Origin of the sequence: Myroides injenensis M09-0166 (assembly GCF_000246945.1) — a bacterium.
GTDB lineage: Bacteria > Bacteroidota > Bacteroidia > Flavobacteriales > Flavobacteriaceae > Flavobacterium > Flavobacterium injenense.
Window position 1 is genome coordinate 1 of record NZ_BAEX01000076.1, and the last position, 17,635, is coordinate 17,635.

Here is a 17,635-nt window from a genome sequence, read left to right on the forward strand (position 1 = left end):
TAATTATATTTAATACATTATATTATTTTACTCCCTTACATTTGTACTAGAAAATTAAAACAATCGAATATTAACTTATAAAAATAATTATTATGTCTTTAGTAGGTAAAAAATTTCCAAACATTACAGTTGACGCAATGTCAGAAATGGGTGATGATTTAAAAATAAACATTTTCGAAGAAGCTACAAAAAACAATAAAAAAGTATTATTATTCTGGTATCCAAAAGATTTTACTTTTGTATGTCCAACGGAATTACACGCTTTTCAAGCTGCTTTACCAGAATTCGAAAAAAGAAATACTATCGTAATTGGTGCTTCTTGTGATACTAACGAAGTTCACTTTGCATGGTTAAACACAGCAAAAGATAACGGAGGTATTGAAGGTGTTACTTATCCAATCCTTGCTGATACTCAAAGAAACTTATCTTCTGTATTAGGAATTTTAGACGTAGAAAGCGAAGTTTACAACGAAGAATTAGACGCTGTACAAATCGAAGGTTCTAACGTTACTTACAGAGCTACTTATTTAGTAGATGAATCAGGAAAAATTTTCCACGAATCAGTTAACGATATGCCATTAGGAAGAAACGTAAACGAGTACTTAAGATTAATTGATGCTTATACTCACGTTCAAACTCACGGTGAAGTATGTCCTGCTAACTGGGAAGAAGGAAAAGACGCAATGAATGCTGATAGAAACGGTGTTGCTGATTACTTAAGCAAACACTAATCTGTTACTAACAATTAAAATTAAAAAAATGCTTTTAGAACTAGATAAAGATAATTTACAAGATATTGTAAATTCAAACGAAAAAGTAGTAGTTCAATATGCTGCATCTTGGTGTGGTAACTGTAGAATAATGAAACCAAAGTTTAAAAAACTAGCTGGTGAGAAAGAAAATATGACATTTGTAATTGCAGATGCTGAAAACTTTCCAGAATCTAGAAAATTAGCTGACGTAAGTAATCTACCTACATTTGCAACTTTCGTTAATGGAAAATTAGTGAACCAAACTCAGACTAATAAGGCTGAAGTATTGAACGAATTAGTTAACGAAATTGTATAATTTCATAATAACCTAAAACTATGAAATTACCAGTTATCAAACATTTGACTCAATTTATTGAAGAAAATGATCAAGATTACATCATTGAAACTATTGAGGTATTAGAAAACCTAACAGAAGTTCCTTCTCTTAAAGATGAAGAACTTGATATCATAGGTGAACTTATCTCAAATATGTATGGAGCGCTTGAAGTTCAAAAATTAATGAAAGATGGTGCTACACAAAAAGAGGCTTTAAACGGTTTTATGAAACGTGTTTTAGGCTCTATCGACAAGTAAGATTGTCAATTCAATATACTCAAAAAGAGGTTACATGGCTGTAACCTCTTTTTTTATAATGTTCCTTTTTAAACAAAAAGACCAAATCATTAGATATGGAATAATTCGTTATTCACCAGCATTTTACTGCCCTATTATCACTAAGCAAATTTTAAATTACTTTAGTTTCATAATAATTATCTTTTAAACATTTAAGCTTCTGTTAATAAAAACGAATATCAGCATTAATAAAACAATCATGATAGAGATACTTCTCTCCTAGTTTATTGATTAGTTATTCCTTCAAAATAGATTTATATATCAAATTGGTCCTTTACATATCAATAGACTATGAGGTTTTCCATAAACAATTTAATAATCTCAGCAGAACAAAAAATACCTCACTTTTTTTAAAATCCAAAAAACATATCTAACTCAATTACAGTACATTATCTCAAAAACAAATTATTGAGTTAAAATTAGAATGCTTGCTAAAGCTAGTATTCATAAGCATTAGAGCTAAATCCTTCAACAGTTCTTCAACAATTCCCCATGATTGCCCTATATAGAAGGCTGTTTGTTGAAGGAATCTTGAAGAACTGTTGACGCATTGTTGAAAAAATCATATCCTCTATAGTATAAAAGGCTGCTAAGAAGTCAAATATTCCTATAATCATTTTAAGCACTTCTATTCAAAAAGACTTTTGAAAAATTAAACGACTACAATGAATTGGATAAACGCTAATAAGATGAAGTTATCTTGACTTTTTAGTTTTCTGAAATTTCTATACCCCTTCTTTATTTTTTCAAAAGTCAAGACGACCTTATTATATGCTATATGCTATGAATTGTAACAAATAAAAGAGAGTTAAATCAATTTATTTTATATATTTTTGTTTAGTAACGTAAATTGAAAAATCATGGCGAAAGTAACTTTAAAAAATAATCCAGTACATACAAGTGGTGAATTACCACAGATAAACGCAAATGCAATTGATTTTGTATTAGTAAATACAGATTTAGCTGAAAAGAAATTAGAAGATTACAAAGGGAAAAAAGTAGTATTAAATATTTTTCCAAGTGTAGATACAGCTACCTGCGCAATGTCAGTTAGACATTTTAATCAAGATGCAGCAAAATTTGACAATACCGTTGTATTATGTATATCACGTGATTTACCTTTTGCACAAGCTAGATTCTGTGGTGCTGAAGGTATTAAGAATGTAGAAATGCTTTCTGATTTTAGAGAAGGAAAATTCGGAAAAGAATATGGTGTTCTTTTTACTGATGGTCCATTACAAGGATTATTATCAAGAGCTGTAGTGGTAATTGATGAAAACGGAAAAGTAGTTTATACTGAACAAGTTGCTGAAACTACAAATGAACCAAATTATGATAAAGCATTAGAAGCTTTAAAATAAACCTATAGTTTTTTAACATTTACTGTTACTAGTAAATTGACCAATTTTATTTTTATAATTTTATGTCTATTACTAGTAACAGTTTTGTATTTTTACGTGCTATAAAAAACATAAACAATACACTACTATTGTTAATATAAATAAGAATGAAAAAGGAGAATAACACCAGTAATAAGAAAAAAAACACGAAAGATACTGCCCCTAAATACAATACATCTATATTTAAATTACGTTTTCTATTTATAATCTTAATCATTCTTCTTGGTTTTGCACTAGCTATTAGCTTTTGTTCTTACCTGTATACAGGTATACAAGACCAAAGTAATTTGAACGCACTAAGTGATAGAAGCATCCCAGTTGAAAATTTACTGGGAAAAATGGGAGCGTATTTTGGACATGTGTTCATTTATAACGGTTTTGGAATAGCAGCTTTCTTTCTTGCTAAAATACTTGTTCATGGAGGTGTTTATGGCTTATTTAGTATTGCTGCCAAAAGAATAAAGAACTTAATCTTTTGGGATTTAACAGCTATGATTTTATTAGCTGTATTCTTAGGTTTCTTTTGGAACAACCATCCTTTATTGGGCGGGACTGTTGGCTATGAAATTAATCAATATTTAGTTGATTACTTAGGAACTATTGGTACTTTGTTCTTTATCCTATTTTTCACTATTTCGTTTATTTTATTTAGATTTAAGCCCTCTCCTACTCGTATTAAACAAGGTCTTGAAAACATAAAAGTATATTTTCAAAACATGGCTGAAAAAAGTAAAAAACAATCAGCTAATTTTGAAGACAATAATACTATTTCAAATAATGAGCATAGCGAGTTAACACATTCTGTGGAAACTCCAAAAACAGAAACAAAAAATGCTACTGCCACTCAAATTATTGAAGATGGTAATAACACACAGCCACAAGCATCAGATAATATTGAACCAAAAATAGAATCTTCTTTTATCTTTGATCACAAGTCAATAAAGCCGACTATAGAAAATAGTTCAGATCTATCCGTTGCAAAGAAAGAAAAAGAGGAGTCTTTTGAAGGAATGATTCTAGATTCACCTAAAAATGAAGAATTCGTTATTGAAAAAGGTGAAGAAGAAGGTACTTTAGAAGAAAATTTAGCAGCTAAACTAGTCCAAGATTTTGGTGAATTTGATCCTACTTTAGAGCTATCACATTATCAATTTCCTTCAATTGATTTATTAAAAGAATACAGCAATTCTGGTATTACCATAAATCAAGAAGAATTAGAAGAAAATAAAAACAATATTGTTGAGACACTTCGCAATTATAAAATAGATATTGCACAAATTAAAGCAACTGTAGGTCCTACAGTGACTTTATATGAAATAATACCAGAGGCAGGTGTACGTATTTCTAAAATTAAAAACTTAGAAGATGACATTGCTTTATCGTTAGCTGCATTAGGAATTCGTATTATTGCACCAATACCAGGTAAAGGAACTATTGGTATTGAGGTACCAAATACAAAGCCTTCAATTGTGTCTATGAAGAGTGTAATCGCCTCTCCTAAGTTTCAAACAGCAGAAATGGAACTTCCTGTTGCTTTAGGAAAGACGATTTCTAATGAAACATTTGTTGTAGACTTAGCTAAGATGCCTCACTTATTAATGGCTGGGGCAACGGGTCAAGGTAAATCAGTTGGGCTAAATGCTCTTCTTACTTCCCTACTTTACAAGAAACATCCTGCAGAGGTGAAATTTGTATTAGTTGACCCTAAGAAAGTTGAGCTAACATTGTTTAATAAAATAGAACGTCATTATCTTGCCAAATTGCCAGATTCTGAAGACGCAATTATTACTGATAACACTAAGGTTATTAATACCTTAAACTCACTTTGTATTGAAATGGATAACCGTTATAGCCTATTAAAAGATGCTATGGTGAGAAACATAAAAGAATACAATGAGAAATTCAAACAACGTAAATTAAATCCAGAAAACGGACATCGCTTCTTACCCTATATTGTATTAGTAATTGATGAGTTTGCCGATTTAATTATGACGGCTGGTAAAGATGTAGAAACACCTATTGCTAGATTAGCTCAATTAGCGCGTGCCATTGGTATCCACTTAATTATTGCTACTCAACGTCCCTCAGTAAACGTTATTACAGGTATTATTAAAGCAAACTTCCCTGCTCGTGTTGCCTTTAGAGTAACTTCTAAAATTGACTCAAGAACAATTTTAGACAGTCAAGGAGCTGATCAATTAATTGGTCGAGGAGATATGCTTTATACACAGGGTAACGATTTAGTTCGTGTACAATGTGCTTTTGTCGATACGCCAGAAGTGGACAAATTAACGGAATACATTGGTTCTCAAAAAGCATATCCTAGCGCTTATGTGTTGCCAGAATATGTAGGCGAAGATAGTGGTAGTTCAAGTCTAGATAATGATATTAGTGAGCGTGACACCTTATTTAGAGAAGCTGCTGAAATAATAGTAACTGCTCAACAAGGTTCTGCATCACTATTACAACGAAAATTAAAATTAGGATACAACCGTGCTGGTAGAATTATAGATCAATTAGAAGCTGCTGGAATAGTTGGACCATTTGAAGGAAGTAAAGCAAGAAGTGTTACAATACCTGATCTTGTAGCTTTAGATCATTTCTTTAAAGAAGAAGAAAACTTTTAGATTTATGAAGAAAAAAACAGTTTATACATTAATCTTATGCTTTTTTAGCGCAATATCTATTTTTGCACAAAGTAGCCAACGAGCAAAAAACTATCTAAACGAAGTAACAAAAAAAATTAATAGTTACAAAAATGTATCTATCGATTTTACTTACTCTGTTAGAAGTGACAAATCAGACGATCAGAATCAAGATAGTAGTGGACATATTGATATACAAAATGATCTATACCTTCTTGAATTCATTGGTATTAAAAAAATATACGATGGTAAAAAGATTTATACTATTTCTGATGAGGATGAAGAAGTTACCATCGCTAATTATAAAGAAAATAGTAATGAAGGACTCTTACCTTCGCATATGTTGACTTTTTTTAAAGAAGGTTTTAACTATCAATGGGATATTTTACAAAATACTAAAGGTCGTAAAATACAATACATAAAGTTAACACCAACAGACTCTAAATCAAAAATTAAAGAAGTATTACTAGGTATAGATGATGATACAAAAAACATTTATACTAAAATACAGATTAATAAAAACGGGCAGAAATCAATACTAACGGTTAATTCTTTCAAAACTAATCAACCAATCTCAAAAAATCATTTTACCTTTACGGAATCAATGTACCCAAGTTATTATATTAATAAAATCGATTAGTTTTATTTTCTGTGAAAATACTTGACCGCTATATTTTAAAAAGCTTTACGTCGACGCTCTTAACAGTGTTCGCGATTCTATACTTTATATTCATATTACAAGGTGTATGGTTATTTATCTCTGAACTGGCAGGTAAAGACCTTGATATTATAGTAATCGTTAAGTTTTTACTATTCTATTCACCTAAAATGGTACCGTTAGTTTTACCACTATCAGTACTACTCTCTTCTATTATGACTTTTGGAAACTTTGCAGAACACTATGAGTTTGCTGCAATGAAAGCCTCAGGTATATCACTGCAAAGAGCAATGCGTCCATTATCTATATTTATTTGTGGATTAGCATTAATTTCTTTTTGGTTTGCCAATGATGTAATTCCTAAAGCAGAATATAAGTTCATCAACTTAAGAAGAGAAATTATTCATACCAAACCTGCTATGGCAATAGCGGCGGGGCAGTTTAATGATATGGGTAATACTAATATTAAAGTAGATAAAAAAACAGGAGATAAAGGTCAAAACCTAGATAATGTAACTATACACGTTAAATCTAACAGTGGCTATGAGAATGAAGCTGTTATTCGCTCAACAAACGGAATACTGCATTCAAGTGAAGATTCAAATATTCTTCAACTTCAATTATTCGATGGTAATTACTACAAGGAAGTAGCCCCTAAAACTGCAAAAGAAAGAGAAACAAGACCTTTCTTAAAAGTAAATTACAAAATCTATACGATGAATATGGATCTTGCCCAGTTGAATCAAAATGACGGCAATCCAGAAACAATATCCAACACCTACCACATGTTAGATGTGAGAGAGTTAAACTATACAATCGATTCATTACAAAAAGTACTTGTTAACGACAAAGTATCTAATACTGATAACTTGACACTACGAATGAATAATATGTATATTATAAATAAGGATAAAGAAGAAGTTACTACTCTAGAAGTAGCACCTGATGATTTACTTGAAGAATTTGGTGAGAAAAAACTACAAGTATTAAATGCAGCAAAAGAATACATTAGCAACATTAGTTTTAATACAGAGAACAATGATGCAATGGTATTAAATTCCATTAAGAAACTAAATGATCACTATTTAGCCTTATATGATAAATTTGTAATTGCTTTTTCATGTTTCTTAATGTTTTATATAGGTGCACCATTAGGCGCAATTATACGTAAAGGAGGTCTAGGTCTTCCTATGGTCTTTGCAGTAATTATTTTTATCACCTACCACTTTATTAATACTTTTGGTAAGAAAGTTGCACAAGAAGATGGAATGCCTCCATTTTTAGGAGCATGGATTGGTCCATTAATTCTTAGTCCTCTAGCAATATTCCTTACCTACAAAGCTACAAGAGATAACGGTGATATTAATTTTGGTTCTGCAATATATCCAGTAATTGATGGTTACCAATTTATAAAATGGAAAATTAAACGATACTTCCAAGCTTCAAAAGTCAAAGCTAGAAGACGTAAGCATAAATAATAGTATTGATTTAACAACAAAAACTAACTATAATGTCACATAATCACATTCAGTTAAACACTATTGAGGAGGCTATTGAAGATATCAAAGCTGGAAAAGTAGTCATAGTGGTAGATGATGAGGATCGTGAGAACGAAGGTGATTTTATCGCCGCAGCAGAAAAAGTTACGCCTGAATTAATCAATTTCATGGCTACTCATGGAAGAGGACTTATCTGTGCTCCCCTAACACAAAAAAGATGTAAAGAATTAAACTTACATCCAATGGTAACAAACAATACTGTATTACACCAAACGGCCTTTACAGTATCTGTTGATTTAATAGGTAACGGATGTACTACAGGTATATCTGTACACGATAGAGCTAAGACTATCGAGGCTTTAATTAAAGAAGATACTAAACCAGAAGACTTAGGTAGACCAGGACATATATTCCCTCTTATTGCAAAAGAAGGTGGAGTATTAAGAAGAACAGGGCATACAGAGGCTACTGTAGATCTTGCAAGATTAGCAGGACTTAAACCAGCTGGTATCTTAGTAGAAATCTTAAATGAAGACGGTACGATGGCTCGCCTACCGCAATTAGTTGAAGTAGCGAAGAAATGGGACTTAAAGATTATCTCTATCGAGAATCTAGTAGCTTACAGAATGAAGCACGACAGCCTAATCGAGAAAAAGGAGGACTTTGAAATAGATACTCGTTTTGGAAAATTCAGATTACGAGCTTACCAACAAAACACTAATAAACAAGTTCACATTGCCCTTACTAAAGGTGATTGGAATAGCAACGAAGCTGTCCTTACACGTATCAACTCAATGTTAGGTAATAATGACATCCTTGATGCACTAAGTGGTAAACTAGATATCAGAATTGAAGCTGCATTTAATAAAATTAACGAAGAAGGAAAAGGTGCTATTCTTTTTATCAATCAAGAAGAAGTTAGCTCTAGTTTATTAAAACGCTTATCTATCGTTAAAGAAAATGATGGTAAGCTGGACTTAGATACACCTAAGTTAACAGCTGATCAAAAAGATTACGGTATCGGAGCACAAATATTACATGACCTAAATATCTCTAAAATTAAGCTGTTGACAAACTCTGAGAAAACAAAAAGAGTGGGTATGACAGGATACAATTTAGAAATTGAAGATTACATACAATATTAATTACCCCATTACACTCTAGTAGTGAATACATTAAAAAATAGAGTAAAAAACAGTGTGTTTTTTTACTCTATTTTTTTTGCAAGAATAAAAGAAAGGTATATATTTGCACTCGCAATACAGAACGAAAGAGTTCGACTGGAGAAATGGCAGAGTGGTCGAATGCGGCGGTCTTGAAAACCGTTGACTGTAACAGGTCCGGGGGTTCGAATCCCTCTTTCTCCGCTGATTTATAAAAGATAACTTTTCAAAAGTCATCAAAAAAGTACAAAAACCTATGATTCACAATGAGTTATAGGTTTTTTCTTTTTTAGGGGTATCACATTCTTTTTAAATGTGCACCTAAAAATATTCTTGATTCGGTGCACAAAAAAATATCCAAGAGATGTGCACCTTTTAACTTGGCAAACCTAGACGCCAAAGGGAACCAGAGAGTTTTACACTGTGATTTTGGAACGTTTTAATTCGACATTTATTAATATTTAAAAACAGTTGAATTATGTTAGAAAAACAGTTGTCAATTAATTTCTTTCTCAAACCAACTAGAGAAAAAAGTAATTTAAGAGGTGTTTATCTTAGAATTACAGTAGATGGTATTCGCAAAGAGACTTCCCTTAGTCATAAATGGGATATCAAAAGATGGAACCAAAAAGCAGGTCGTGCCAATGGCGCTAAAGAAGATGCCAAAACGCTAAATTATATTTTAGACACAATCGTATCTAAGATTACTAAGTACAAATTAGAGCTATTAAGTAATGAACTACCTATTACTGCTTCAATCCTGATGGATCATATACAAGGTAAAGGGACTAGTAGGATTAAAGTTTTAGAAGAATTCAAAAAGCACAATGATGAAGTTTTTAAACTTGTACCTAAAGAGTATGCTATTGGAACTCATGAAAGATACGTAACGGCAAGATCACATGTTGGGGAATATATCCGTTATATATATGGTAAAGAAGACATAGAGTTTAGAGAACTTAACTATGAGTTTGTAATTGGATATGAACACTATTTAAAGACCGTTAGAGCGTGTTCTAACAATACTGCTATAAAGTATATCTCAAACTTCAAGAAGATTGTTTTACGGGCTGTTGCGAAGGGAATAATCTCTTCTAATCCTTTTGTACAATACAAACCTAAAAAGATGAAGCTAAATAAGAAACCATTAAGCAAACAAGAACTATCTATTTTAGAAAACAAAGAGTTTCAAAATGACAGAGTAAGTACTGTAAGAGATGTATTTGTTTTTCAATGTTATACTGGACTTGCTTATATCGATGTGTTTCAGTTAAAGAAAAGCGATATTACAAAAGATGAAGAGGGTAATCTGTGGATTAGAACCAATAGACAAAAAACAGATGCTAATATTACTATTCCTCTACTTCCAAAAGCTATAGAGATAATGGAAAAGTATAAAAATCATCCTGCTTGTATTGGAAAAGATATTGTACTACCTGTTCGCTCTAATCAAAAGATGAATGAGTATTTAAAAGAGATTGCCTCACTGTGTGAAATAAGCGAATTAAACACACATAAGGCAAGGAGAACTTTTGGAAGTACTGTAACTCTTGGCAATGGTGTACCTATTCACGTAGTAAAAGAAATGTTAGGACATCACTCTGTTAAACAAACAGAGGAATACGCTTTAACTGAAGAGGAAGCTATTAAGAATGAAATGCAGATTTTAAAAGCTAAGCTTGAAGGAAAAGCAAATAAGCAAACTGATAATTACACAGATTTACTTGAAGGTTTAAAAAACCTAAATTCTGATAAATTAGCTCAATTAACTACTTTTATTAATCAGTTAAAAGGATAGTACAAACTCCCTTGAATTCTCTACATTTTCTAATAATTCAACTGTAGTATTTGTAGTAAGGAATTCGAGGGAGTATTTTATTTTGTATATTTAGTATTAAATTAAAGGTAACATTGAAAAATATTATCCATTGGAATTATTTGCTAAAGCATTGGGCAAGTACTTTGTTGATAGCACCATTTATCGTTCAAATTTTGATGTATATTTCAAAGAATAATGCTCATCAAATTGTAGGTTTATTAGAAGTATATCCTATTACACTCATTGTAAGTGTAGTTTTTTCATTGCCTACTTATGTAATATATGGCATCATAGATTATTTCGCTATAAAGAATAGTGTTTCAGAGAAAACAAATAAATATATTCTAATCTGTACAGCCTTAGTAGGAATTTTATTTACATTTTTAATTCTATTTAAAACAAACCAATTAGAAATAATATTAGGATATGGAATAACATCAGTGTTTTTTGGTATAATCCTTAAGTTAAGTGGAAACAATACTTAAATTATTTAATGCTGTGTTTTTCAACCTTTTTAATGAATAGAAGTTAACTTCTACTCATTAAAAAGGTTCATAATATCTTTTCTATTGTAGTAATACGAACCAAGTATTTTGCGATACTGCAATTTACCACTAATGCGTAGTGTTTGTAGGGAAGCTGGCGAAATACTGAGCAATTGTCTTGCTACTTTAGCCTTTACCCATTCAAGAGAGCTTTCTTTATTTTGTTTAGTTAATATTTCTTTTAGTTCTCCAATGATTGTTTGAGCAAACAATCTTAAATCGTCTTTTGTAATTTGATTTTCCATGATAGTTGTTTTTTAGGTTAAACAACTAAGGTAAAGTAGTTACTAAAAGATTGAACTAATAGGAAGGTAAAAAGTATACTTGGCTTTAAACATACATTTATAAAACCTAGTAGTTAGCAAGAGACCATTAACTCCTTTGATCTACTATTATTTTTAGCTCAGCTTGTAATTGAGTAACTAGTTCTAACAGCACTTCTGTTTTTTCTGTATCAAAATTAATAAGTCGTTGATGTAATACTCTATAGTAATCTAATAAAGAAAAAAACTTGCTACCGAATTTATCAAATAAGTATTGATACTTATTTAAGTCAGTATTCACATTTACACAAAGCAACCATAAAGAGAAACTAGATAAATAATTAGGTAAGTATGATAAATGAGCTAACATATATGTCCTACAGAAAGACAAAAAATAAAGAGATAATAGATAAGGAGTACTTTGCTTACATTCTTGTCCCTTTTTTAGTTTCTGTAGATTCTTAAGTAGTTCTTTAGCAGTATTATCTGTGACAGAATTATAATAGTATAGGTCAGTATATAAAGCTGTATGAGGAACTAACCAATGTAATAATGCATTGTATTGACTAGATGAATAAATCTTGTTCTCATTTTTTATAATACTAGCAAAGAAGTCTTGTGAAGTGTATAATTCTGTTTGAATCCATATTTTAGTATGAGCTATAATAACAAAGTTCGTTTGTTTATTAAACTTATCTTGTAAACTTGATTCCAAGTTTTTAATCTGTTCATTTGCGAATTTATCGCCTATGATAAGAATATAGTAAATAGTTTGGCTACCAAGATTTAACGTCTGATATAGATAAATTTCTTCTATACGTTTATTTTGATTTAAGCATCTTTCAATAATGATATCATTAAAAGTTTCTTGTTTATTAAGTTCTACAGCTAACTCTGAAATAATAGGATTACTAGTTTGGTGTTTTATTAAACGTTTTAAAGATTTAAAACGGTCATGAACGAAATTATGGAGTTGATTTTCAACCTTCTTAAAAGCGTTAAAGCATTCATCGTAATAGACTTCTCTTTGTTCTTCTATCGCTTCTTTTACTCTGTTTATTAAAGTAATAAGGTAATATTCTTCTTCACTTTTTTTAAGAAATAAACTTTCAATCTCTGGACTAAACTTACTTATCGCTTTAATTCGTTGATGTAAGTTATTGATGGAGGTTGTATGTCCTACATAGAGTTCTTCTAAATATAGTAGATGTAATTCAAATAAACGCTCGTAAAGAAGAAACACACTTGAAACAGCATCTAAAGACTTATGTGTATTAAGTTCAGAACTTAAAAGGTCGTGATCTTGATAATATCTCTCTTTATAGATATTGTACTGATTATTAAATTCTTTGAAACCTCTTGTAGTAAGTTTATCAAAAACAATTCCTTCCCTCTGATAAATTAGATGTTCTTCTTGGTAGATGAGCTCTATTAGTGGATAACCATGCTTAAACTTATATCTCAAAGCATTATAATCAAATAACAATACGATGATGCCATAGTTCTTAAATAGTTTTTTAATTCCTTTACGGTTGGCTATTGTATCAATATCACTTCTATTGCTTAGATGTATAAGTAAATAGGAAGTCATCTCTATAGTTTTACTACAATAGTAAATCTCTAATACAGAGGGAAACTCTGTAATAACCTGTTTAAGCTGATTACTTAAAAAGTCGTTGATAGGAAAAATTGTTGTTTTCATAATTATTGAGTTTTTTTGATTTGATTAAAATTCAATAGAACTCATTGAGTAAACTATTCTATCAAGAAGTATAATATTCTCATTAAGGGATATTTTACAAGATAATTTTATAACTTTACCTTTCAATCTTTTTAAATCATTGGCTTTATCTTTGAGCCTTCTTAACTCAGCTATTAATTATGGAACATAAAATACATCAAGGAAGAAATGTAAAGCGTTTTAGAGAAATGCTTGGAATCAAACAAGAGGTTCTTGCTTTTGATTTAGGAGATGATTGGAATCAGAAAAAGATATCTGTTTTAGAACAGAAAGAAGTAATTGATAATTCATTACTGCAACAGATTTCTAAAGTGCTTAAAATACCTGTTGAAGCGATTGAGAGTTTTGATGAACAGCAAGCTATCAATATTATTGCTAATACAATTACGAATAACGATAATGCAGGGATTATTGTAACCAATAATATCAATCCTATGCAGGAAATTGTAAAGCTTCACGAGGAAAAGATTGCCTTATATGAGCGTATGTTAAAAGAGAAAGACGAAATGATGAATCGTTTAGAGAAGTTAATTCAAACTAAGTAGATAGAATATTAATAAAACATGAAAGCTTAACCTTATAGTTAGGCTTTTTTTGTATCTATATAAAACAGGAAAAACTACAGTACAAAATCTCATGTATTCAGATAATTAATACCCTTGTCACTTTATAATCTGCTCTGAGAGTAATTGTGTATAATCACAATATTGTTATCACATTATTAGCAGATTGTTGTGTCTTTAATCAATTTTATAAGGCTTCTAGAGTTGTTAAGCTATTTGCAGTAATATAATTTGGCAAGTATCTTATTTATAAAAACTAATTATATTAGTAGCAAATTAAACGAACTAAGTCTATAGGTGTTATCTTACAAAACTACATCGTATATTATATTGTGTAATAACAATGTTAAACCATCCATTTAGTAACAAAGTAACAAAATGAAATATGAATTATAATTGGGACAATATTAATTGGATTTTTAAACCTGATGGTTCATTAAGGGATATTTATATTCAGGATACATCGTTGAATGATTGGGGCAAAGTAATTGATATATTGAACTCTGAATATAATCTAAGTTATTTTTCTGAAAATAAAATTAACAAAAAGGAAGTTCTTGAATATTTACAAGACGAAACTGGAGAAATAGAATGTAAAACTGTTTCAATAAATATTAATAATGTAAATATAAACTGTTACTTTTTTTCAATTGAGCAAATTGAGTTTGACATTGACCCAAGAGAAGTCAAATCTGTTTTAGAATTTGATACTATTTTGTCATTTATGACAACATTAAGTTCAAAATTGAAAAAGCAAATAATTTTGACTGGAGAAAGTGAAGAAAACTTTCCTCTTATTAAAATCAATGTAGATGAGAATATTTTTAAAATAATAACAGAAAAAGAAACTAATGATTATTATTCAGAAATGTAATTCCTAAATTATAAGTTCAATTGCCCAAATGGGAAATGTAATATCTAATATTTAAAAAGTAATGAATCACAAGATAATTTATACAATTAATGCTTCTTTAGATATAAATACTTTAAATAGTTTTATGGAGAATGTATGGAAAGACCATATGTGGATAGATTACAATCAAGTATTATCTAGAAGTCTAAGCTATATTACTGCACATTGGGGTAATGAAATCATAGGCTTTATAAATATAGCTTGGGATGGAAATAAACATGCCTTTCTCCTTGATACCTCTGTGGATCCCAATTTTCGTAATAAAGGTATTGGTAAAGAGTTAGTTGTTAAAGCTATATCTGCGTGTAAAGCTAATTCTATTGAATGGATTCATGTAGATTATGAAGAAAAATATGAAAACTTCTATAGACAATGTGGTTTTGTACAAAGAACTTCAGCTTCGTTATTACATTTAACCTAATGGGATAACAAGTTAAAAAAAGAATCTTATCATTGAATATAATAGAAAAAGGTAGAATTACTATGGAGGGTATTCTACCTTTTTTCGTTTATAAATATTATTCATTCCTTTGATATAATAGCCAACATGCCTCTATTAATCTATTTATACTAATAAAAGAGGTATTAACCTCTATTGATGGTGGTTCTATAAAGTCTCCAAGTGCAAATTGTGTTATTTCGAATAAATCAATTTCTAACTGAATTACGGATTGTTTTGCAAATACATCCTCAAATACTAAGTAAGGATTTAAATATTCCTCTTGGGATAGTGAACCTAAAAATGTCATTAACTTGGAAACTTCTGACTTGTTCATTGGACTTATCGAATAGTATTTTTTTGAGTTGCTTAGTATCTTATAACTACCGCGTATTATCGAACGCAGTAAAGAATAGATCAAGAGAACTATATGTGGGGTATTCTGTAGATAAATCTCACTTTTATGAGTGTGATTCATTAATTCTGATAGATACAGTTTTAACTCAGGAGGGTGCACTACATCAAATAAGCAGGACAACATATAATAAGGGTTCTTAACTGGTTCTCTATACCACATATGGGTTTCTAAGGAAAATTTTACTTTTTTCATAATTCATGTCTTTTAAGGTTTGTTTAAAAGTATCATGCTTTATATCTGTAAACTATTCGTTGGAAAAGGTAAATTACCTTTTATAAAAGCATTATTGATTTGAAAATATCAGTTACATTAAGACATAGAAAATCAGAGCTAAGCGATAAATAATTATTGGTTTTTATTTTTATTAATAATTGCACAAAGTTAGGCAATGCCTAGCGGTTCGCTAGCAAGAAATTCCCCCATAAATGCTTGACTAAAGTCTTCGCTTTATTGCGTTGCTTCTTGCGCTCGCTAAGCCATTACCAATTGTGGCTCCATAATTAATTTAAAAATTTAATATTATGGAAACTACAGTTTTAAACACAGAATGGCTTATCGCATCAGAAGTAGAATTGATTTACAAATCAAAAGTAAAGGCTTCACAGAGACCTCAGATTACATCTTCTTACAGTGCATATCAAGTAGCATTAAAGGCTTGGGATAGTAATAAGATTGAATTATTAGAACAGTTTAAAGTACTTATGCTTTCAAACAACAATAAAGTACTTGGAGTATTAGAAGCTTCCACAGGAGGAATAACAGGTACAATAGTAGATTTACGAATCATCTTCTCAGCTCTTTTAAAAGCGAATGCTACGGCGTTCATTATAGTTCATAATCATCCGTCAGGGAAATTAACTCCAAGTGATGCTGATAGACAAATCACAAGAAAGATTAAAGAAGCAAGCAAGATACTTGATATAACGCTTTTAGATCATTTAATTATAACACAAGAGAGTTACTACTCTTTCGCAGATGAAGGCATCTTATAAGGTGCCTTTGTTTTTTTAAGATGTAAAACTGTAAATGTGCTTTTACAGCTTTACATCTTTATTGTTTTATTGAAATACTTAAAAAATAGGTTTATTCTTTTCATTAAAGCTTGTGGTTATCTCTTGTTCGAATTCGTTAAAGTGATGCTCTAATATATTATTTACATAAGTATAGACAGATACCTTATTTTCGCCTATTACTTGAACTATCCGGTTTAACTTCTTATGGAACTCTGGGCGAATATAGACCGTTTTACCATCTTTTGCTTTAGTAGACACTTCTTTTAAAAATGTATCTACATAATCCTCTATACTCTTAGTCATTTGTACTTTAGCTGATTCTCTTAATTGATTAAGTTTTTCCATTATAAAATAGGTTTGAATTTGTCATTAAAATATTGGGTAATCTCAGAGTTATACTGCTGTAGATGTTGCTTTAAGATATTGTCTAAGTAAGAGTAAAGCGTAGTTTTTTCTTCTTTAGCTAGTTGGGTTATACGAAGTAATACTTCGTGATACTCAGGTCGGATATAAACGACCTTTCCAGCTCTTGATGAAGGAAATTCATTAATTAGAAAAAGCTCTTGGTATTTAGTAGTTGCTACTTCTTTCTTTGGTTTCTTCTCTTTGACTTTTGTTACTTCTTCTTGGATTAGAGGTTCTTCTTTTGCTTCTACGATAGGCTTAGCTTGTTCTACAGACTTAACTTCTATATCACCACTCATGATATTCATTAGATAGTCTTCATCGACTAACTCATTTTGACTGTCTTTTTTTGATGGTTGGTTTACTGTTCCCATATTGTACATTTTTAAAGGTTTACATTTTACATTATGGATAGTTGTAAGCTTTAGCTTGTCGAAAACTTTACTCTTGTAAGTATTTACACTAAGATTATTTTAAAACAGCTTTAAAGCGCTAATTAAAAGACAATTGCAAAACTTACTTTACTATCTTACAGCAAAGAAATTATATATACAGTTTGAAAACTTTAAATGGAATTTTAAGGTTATACTTGGCACTTTAGTGTCAAATAGTGAGTGATTTCTTAATATGAAATCACTTTAGATTTTACTTTGTAAAATAGATGGATTTAGTAATCGAAAGATTACAGCAAGTTATGTTTTGAGGCACTCGAAATTATGATTCGAGCTTTCAAAACGACTTGCTCTTGCAGAGGGCTAGAAAACTA

General features: G+C 30.3%; 19 protein-coding genes and 1 tRNA gene. 15 read left to right on the forward strand and 5 right to left on the reverse strand.

Translation table 11 applies throughout. The features are described from left to right. Positions 1-92 precede the first annotated feature (92 nt). The 11 genes from RH98_RS11760 to RH98_RS11810 all read left to right on the forward strand — a co-directional run bounded on the left by RH98_RS11760 (position 93) and on the right by RH98_RS11810 (position 11,054). Positions 93-731 (forward strand): peroxiredoxin, encoded by a 639-nt coding sequence (locus RH98_RS11760; protein WP_010254994.1) that lies wholly within the window; start codon positions 93-95, stop codon positions 729-731. A gap of 28 nt (positions 732-759) precedes the next feature. Next, the gene (locus RH98_RS11765) at positions 760-1,068 is read left to right on the forward strand and encodes a thioredoxin family protein (RefSeq protein WP_010254997.1); all 309 of its coding nucleotides are present in this window, start codon (positions 760-762) and stop codon (positions 1,066-1,068) included. Positions 1,069-1,088: 20 nt separating this feature from the next. Continuing rightward, the gene (locus RH98_RS11770) at positions 1,089-1,346 is read left to right on the forward strand and encodes a DUF6952 family protein (protein WP_010254999.1); all 258 of its coding nucleotides are present in this window, start codon (positions 1,089-1,091) and stop codon (positions 1,344-1,346) included. Between the two features lie 899 nt (positions 1,347-2,245). Further along, positions 2,246-2,746: a thiol peroxidase gene (tpx, locus tag RH98_RS11775; RefSeq protein WP_010255001.1), complete on the forward strand. Its 501-nt coding sequence runs from the start codon at positions 2,246-2,248 to the stop codon at positions 2,744-2,746. Positions 2,747-2,892: 146 nt separating this feature from the next. Next, complete coding sequence (locus tag RH98_RS11780; protein WP_010255004.1) at positions 2,893-5,412, forward strand: FtsK/SpoIIIE family DNA translocase; 2,520 nt, start codon at positions 2,893-2,895, stop codon at positions 5,410-5,412. Between the two features lie 4 nt (positions 5,413-5,416). Beyond that, on the forward strand, positions 5,417-6,070 hold the full coding sequence (gene lolA1 / locus RH98_RS11785) for an outer membrane lipoprotein periplasmic chaperone LolA1 (protein ID WP_010255006.1): 654 nt from the start codon (positions 5,417-5,419) through the stop codon (positions 6,068-6,070). Positions 6,071-6,081: 11 nt separating this feature from the next. Next, positions 6,082-7,566, forward strand: coding sequence for an LptF/LptG family permease (locus RH98_RS11790; RefSeq protein ID WP_026038879.1), 1,485 nt, complete (start codon positions 6,082-6,084; stop codon positions 7,564-7,566). Between the two features lie 32 nt (positions 7,567-7,598). Beyond that, complete coding sequence (gene ribB / locus RH98_RS11795; RefSeq protein WP_010255010.1) at positions 7,599-8,732, forward strand: 3,4-dihydroxy-2-butanone-4-phosphate synthase; 1,134 nt, start codon at positions 7,599-7,601, stop codon at positions 8,730-8,732. A gap of 137 nt (positions 8,733-8,869) precedes the next feature. Further along, positions 8,870-8,954 (forward strand) — tRNA-Ser (locus RH98_RS11800). A 274-nt stretch (positions 8,955-9,228) separates the two neighbouring features. Further along, on the forward strand, positions 9,229-10,548 hold the full coding sequence (locus RH98_RS11805) for a site-specific integrase (protein ID WP_010255012.1): 1,320 nt from the start codon (positions 9,229-9,231) through the stop codon (positions 10,546-10,548). A gap of 113 nt (positions 10,549-10,661) precedes the next feature. Beyond that, on the forward strand, positions 10,662-11,054 hold the full coding sequence (locus RH98_RS11810; RefSeq protein ID WP_141629439.1) for a hypothetical protein: 393 nt from the start codon (positions 10,662-10,664) through the stop codon (positions 11,052-11,054). 50 nt (positions 11,055-11,104) lie between these two features. Here RH98_RS11810 and RH98_RS11815 read toward each other — a convergent pair whose 3' ends face one another. Beyond that, complete coding sequence (locus RH98_RS11815) at positions 11,105-11,359, reverse strand: helix-turn-helix domain-containing protein (RefSeq protein ID WP_010255016.1); 255 nt, start codon at positions 11,357-11,359, stop codon at positions 11,105-11,107. A gap of 127 nt (positions 11,360-11,486) precedes the next feature. Beyond that, positions 11,487-13,079, reverse strand: coding sequence for a hypothetical protein (locus RH98_RS11820; RefSeq protein ID WP_010255018.1), 1,593 nt, complete (start codon positions 13,077-13,079; stop codon positions 11,487-11,489). A gap of 179 nt (positions 13,080-13,258) precedes the next feature. Here RH98_RS11820 and RH98_RS11825 point away from each other — a divergent pair, with 179 nt between their 5' ends. The 3 genes from RH98_RS11825 to RH98_RS11835 all read left to right on the forward strand — a co-directional run bounded on the left by RH98_RS11825 (position 13,259) and on the right by RH98_RS11835 (position 15,015). Then, the gene (locus RH98_RS11825; protein ID WP_010255019.1) at positions 13,259-13,663 is read left to right on the forward strand and encodes a helix-turn-helix domain-containing protein; all 405 of its coding nucleotides are present in this window, start codon (positions 13,259-13,261) and stop codon (positions 13,661-13,663) included. A 403-nt stretch (positions 13,664-14,066) separates the two neighbouring features. Further along, positions 14,067-14,555, forward strand: coding sequence for a hypothetical protein (locus RH98_RS11830; RefSeq protein WP_010255020.1), 489 nt, complete (start codon positions 14,067-14,069; stop codon positions 14,553-14,555). A 61-nt stretch (positions 14,556-14,616) separates the two neighbouring features. Further along, a complete protein-coding gene (locus RH98_RS11835) occupies positions 14,617-15,015 on the forward strand; it encodes a GNAT family N-acetyltransferase (RefSeq protein WP_010255021.1) in 399 nt (132 codons plus the stop codon). A gap of 97 nt (positions 15,016-15,112) precedes the next feature. Here the strand turns inward: RH98_RS11835 and RH98_RS11840 are convergent, their stop codons facing one another. Next, positions 15,113-15,643: a hypothetical protein gene (locus RH98_RS11840; RefSeq protein WP_026038880.1), complete on the reverse strand. Its 531-nt coding sequence runs from the start codon at positions 15,641-15,643 to the stop codon at positions 15,113-15,115. Positions 15,644-15,972: 329 nt separating this feature from the next. Here RH98_RS11840 and RH98_RS11845 point away from each other — a divergent pair, with 329 nt between their 5' ends. After that, a complete protein-coding gene (locus tag RH98_RS11845) occupies positions 15,973-16,443 on the forward strand; it encodes a JAB domain-containing protein (RefSeq protein ID WP_010255026.1) in 471 nt (156 codons plus the stop codon). A 78-nt stretch (positions 16,444-16,521) separates the two neighbouring features. Here the strand turns inward: RH98_RS11845 and RH98_RS11850 are convergent, their stop codons facing one another. Further along, positions 16,522-16,809 (reverse strand): DUF3408 domain-containing protein, encoded by a 288-nt coding sequence (locus tag RH98_RS11850; protein WP_010255029.1) that lies wholly within the window; start codon positions 16,807-16,809, stop codon positions 16,522-16,524. Beyond that, positions 16,809-17,243, reverse strand: coding sequence for a DUF3408 domain-containing protein (locus RH98_RS11855; protein ID WP_010255032.1), 435 nt, complete (start codon positions 17,241-17,243; stop codon positions 16,809-16,811). The genes RH98_RS11850 and RH98_RS11855 overlap by 1 nt, the downstream gene beginning before the upstream one ends. Between the last annotated feature and the right edge of the window lie 392 nt (positions 17,244-17,635).

Coding starts and splice junctions, on each gene's coding strand:
- RH98_RS11770 (WP_010254999.1), top strand. CDS start 1,089: ATGAAATTACCAGTTATCAAACATTTGACTCAATTTATTGAAGAAAAT.
- RH98_RS11760 (WP_010254994.1), top strand. CDS start 93: ATGTCTTTAGTAGGTAAAAAATTTCCAAACATTACAGTTGACGCAATG.
- RH98_RS11845 (WP_010255026.1), top strand. CDS start 15,973: ATGGAAACTACAGTTTTAAACACAGAATGGCTTATCGCATCAGAAGTA.
- RH98_RS11825 (WP_010255019.1), top strand. CDS start 13,259: ATGGAACATAAAATACATCAAGGAAGAAATGTAAAGCGTTTTAGAGAA.
- lolA1 (WP_010255006.1), top strand. CDS start 5,417: ATGAAGAAAAAAACAGTTTATACATTAATCTTATGCTTTTTTAGCGCA.
- RH98_RS11765 (WP_010254997.1), top strand. CDS start 760: ATGCTTTTAGAACTAGATAAAGATAATTTACAAGATATTGTAAATTCA.
- RH98_RS11820 (WP_010255018.1), bottom strand. CDS start 13,079: ATGAAAACAACAATTTTTCCTATCAACGACTTTTTAAGTAATCAGCTT.
- tpx (WP_010255001.1), top strand. CDS start 2,246: ATGGCGAAAGTAACTTTAAAAAATAATCCAGTACATACAAGTGGTGAA.
- RH98_RS11855 (WP_010255032.1), bottom strand. CDS start 17,243: ATGGGAACAGTAAACCAACCATCAAAAAAAGACAGTCAAAATGAGTTA.
- RH98_RS11835 (WP_010255021.1), top strand. CDS start 14,617: ATGAATCACAAGATAATTTATACAATTAATGCTTCTTTAGATATAAAT.
- RH98_RS11850 (WP_010255029.1), bottom strand. CDS start 16,809: ATGGAAAAACTTAATCAATTAAGAGAATCAGCTAAAGTACAAATGACT.
- ribB (WP_010255010.1), top strand. CDS start 7,599: ATGTCACATAATCACATTCAGTTAAACACTATTGAGGAGGCTATTGAA.
- RH98_RS11780 (WP_010255004.1), top strand. CDS start 2,893: ATGAAAAAGGAGAATAACACCAGTAATAAGAAAAAAAACACGAAAGAT.
- RH98_RS11815 (WP_010255016.1), bottom strand. CDS start 11,359: ATGGAAAATCAAATTACAAAAGACGATTTAAGATTGTTTGCTCAAACA.
- RH98_RS11805 (WP_010255012.1), top strand. CDS start 9,229: ATGTTAGAAAAACAGTTGTCAATTAATTTCTTTCTCAAACCAACTAGA.
- RH98_RS11840 (WP_026038880.1), bottom strand. CDS start 15,643: ATGAAAAAAGTAAAATTTTCCTTAGAAACCCATATGTGGTATAGAGAA.
- RH98_RS11830 (WP_010255020.1), top strand. CDS start 14,067: ATGAATTATAATTGGGACAATATTAATTGGATTTTTAAACCTGATGGT.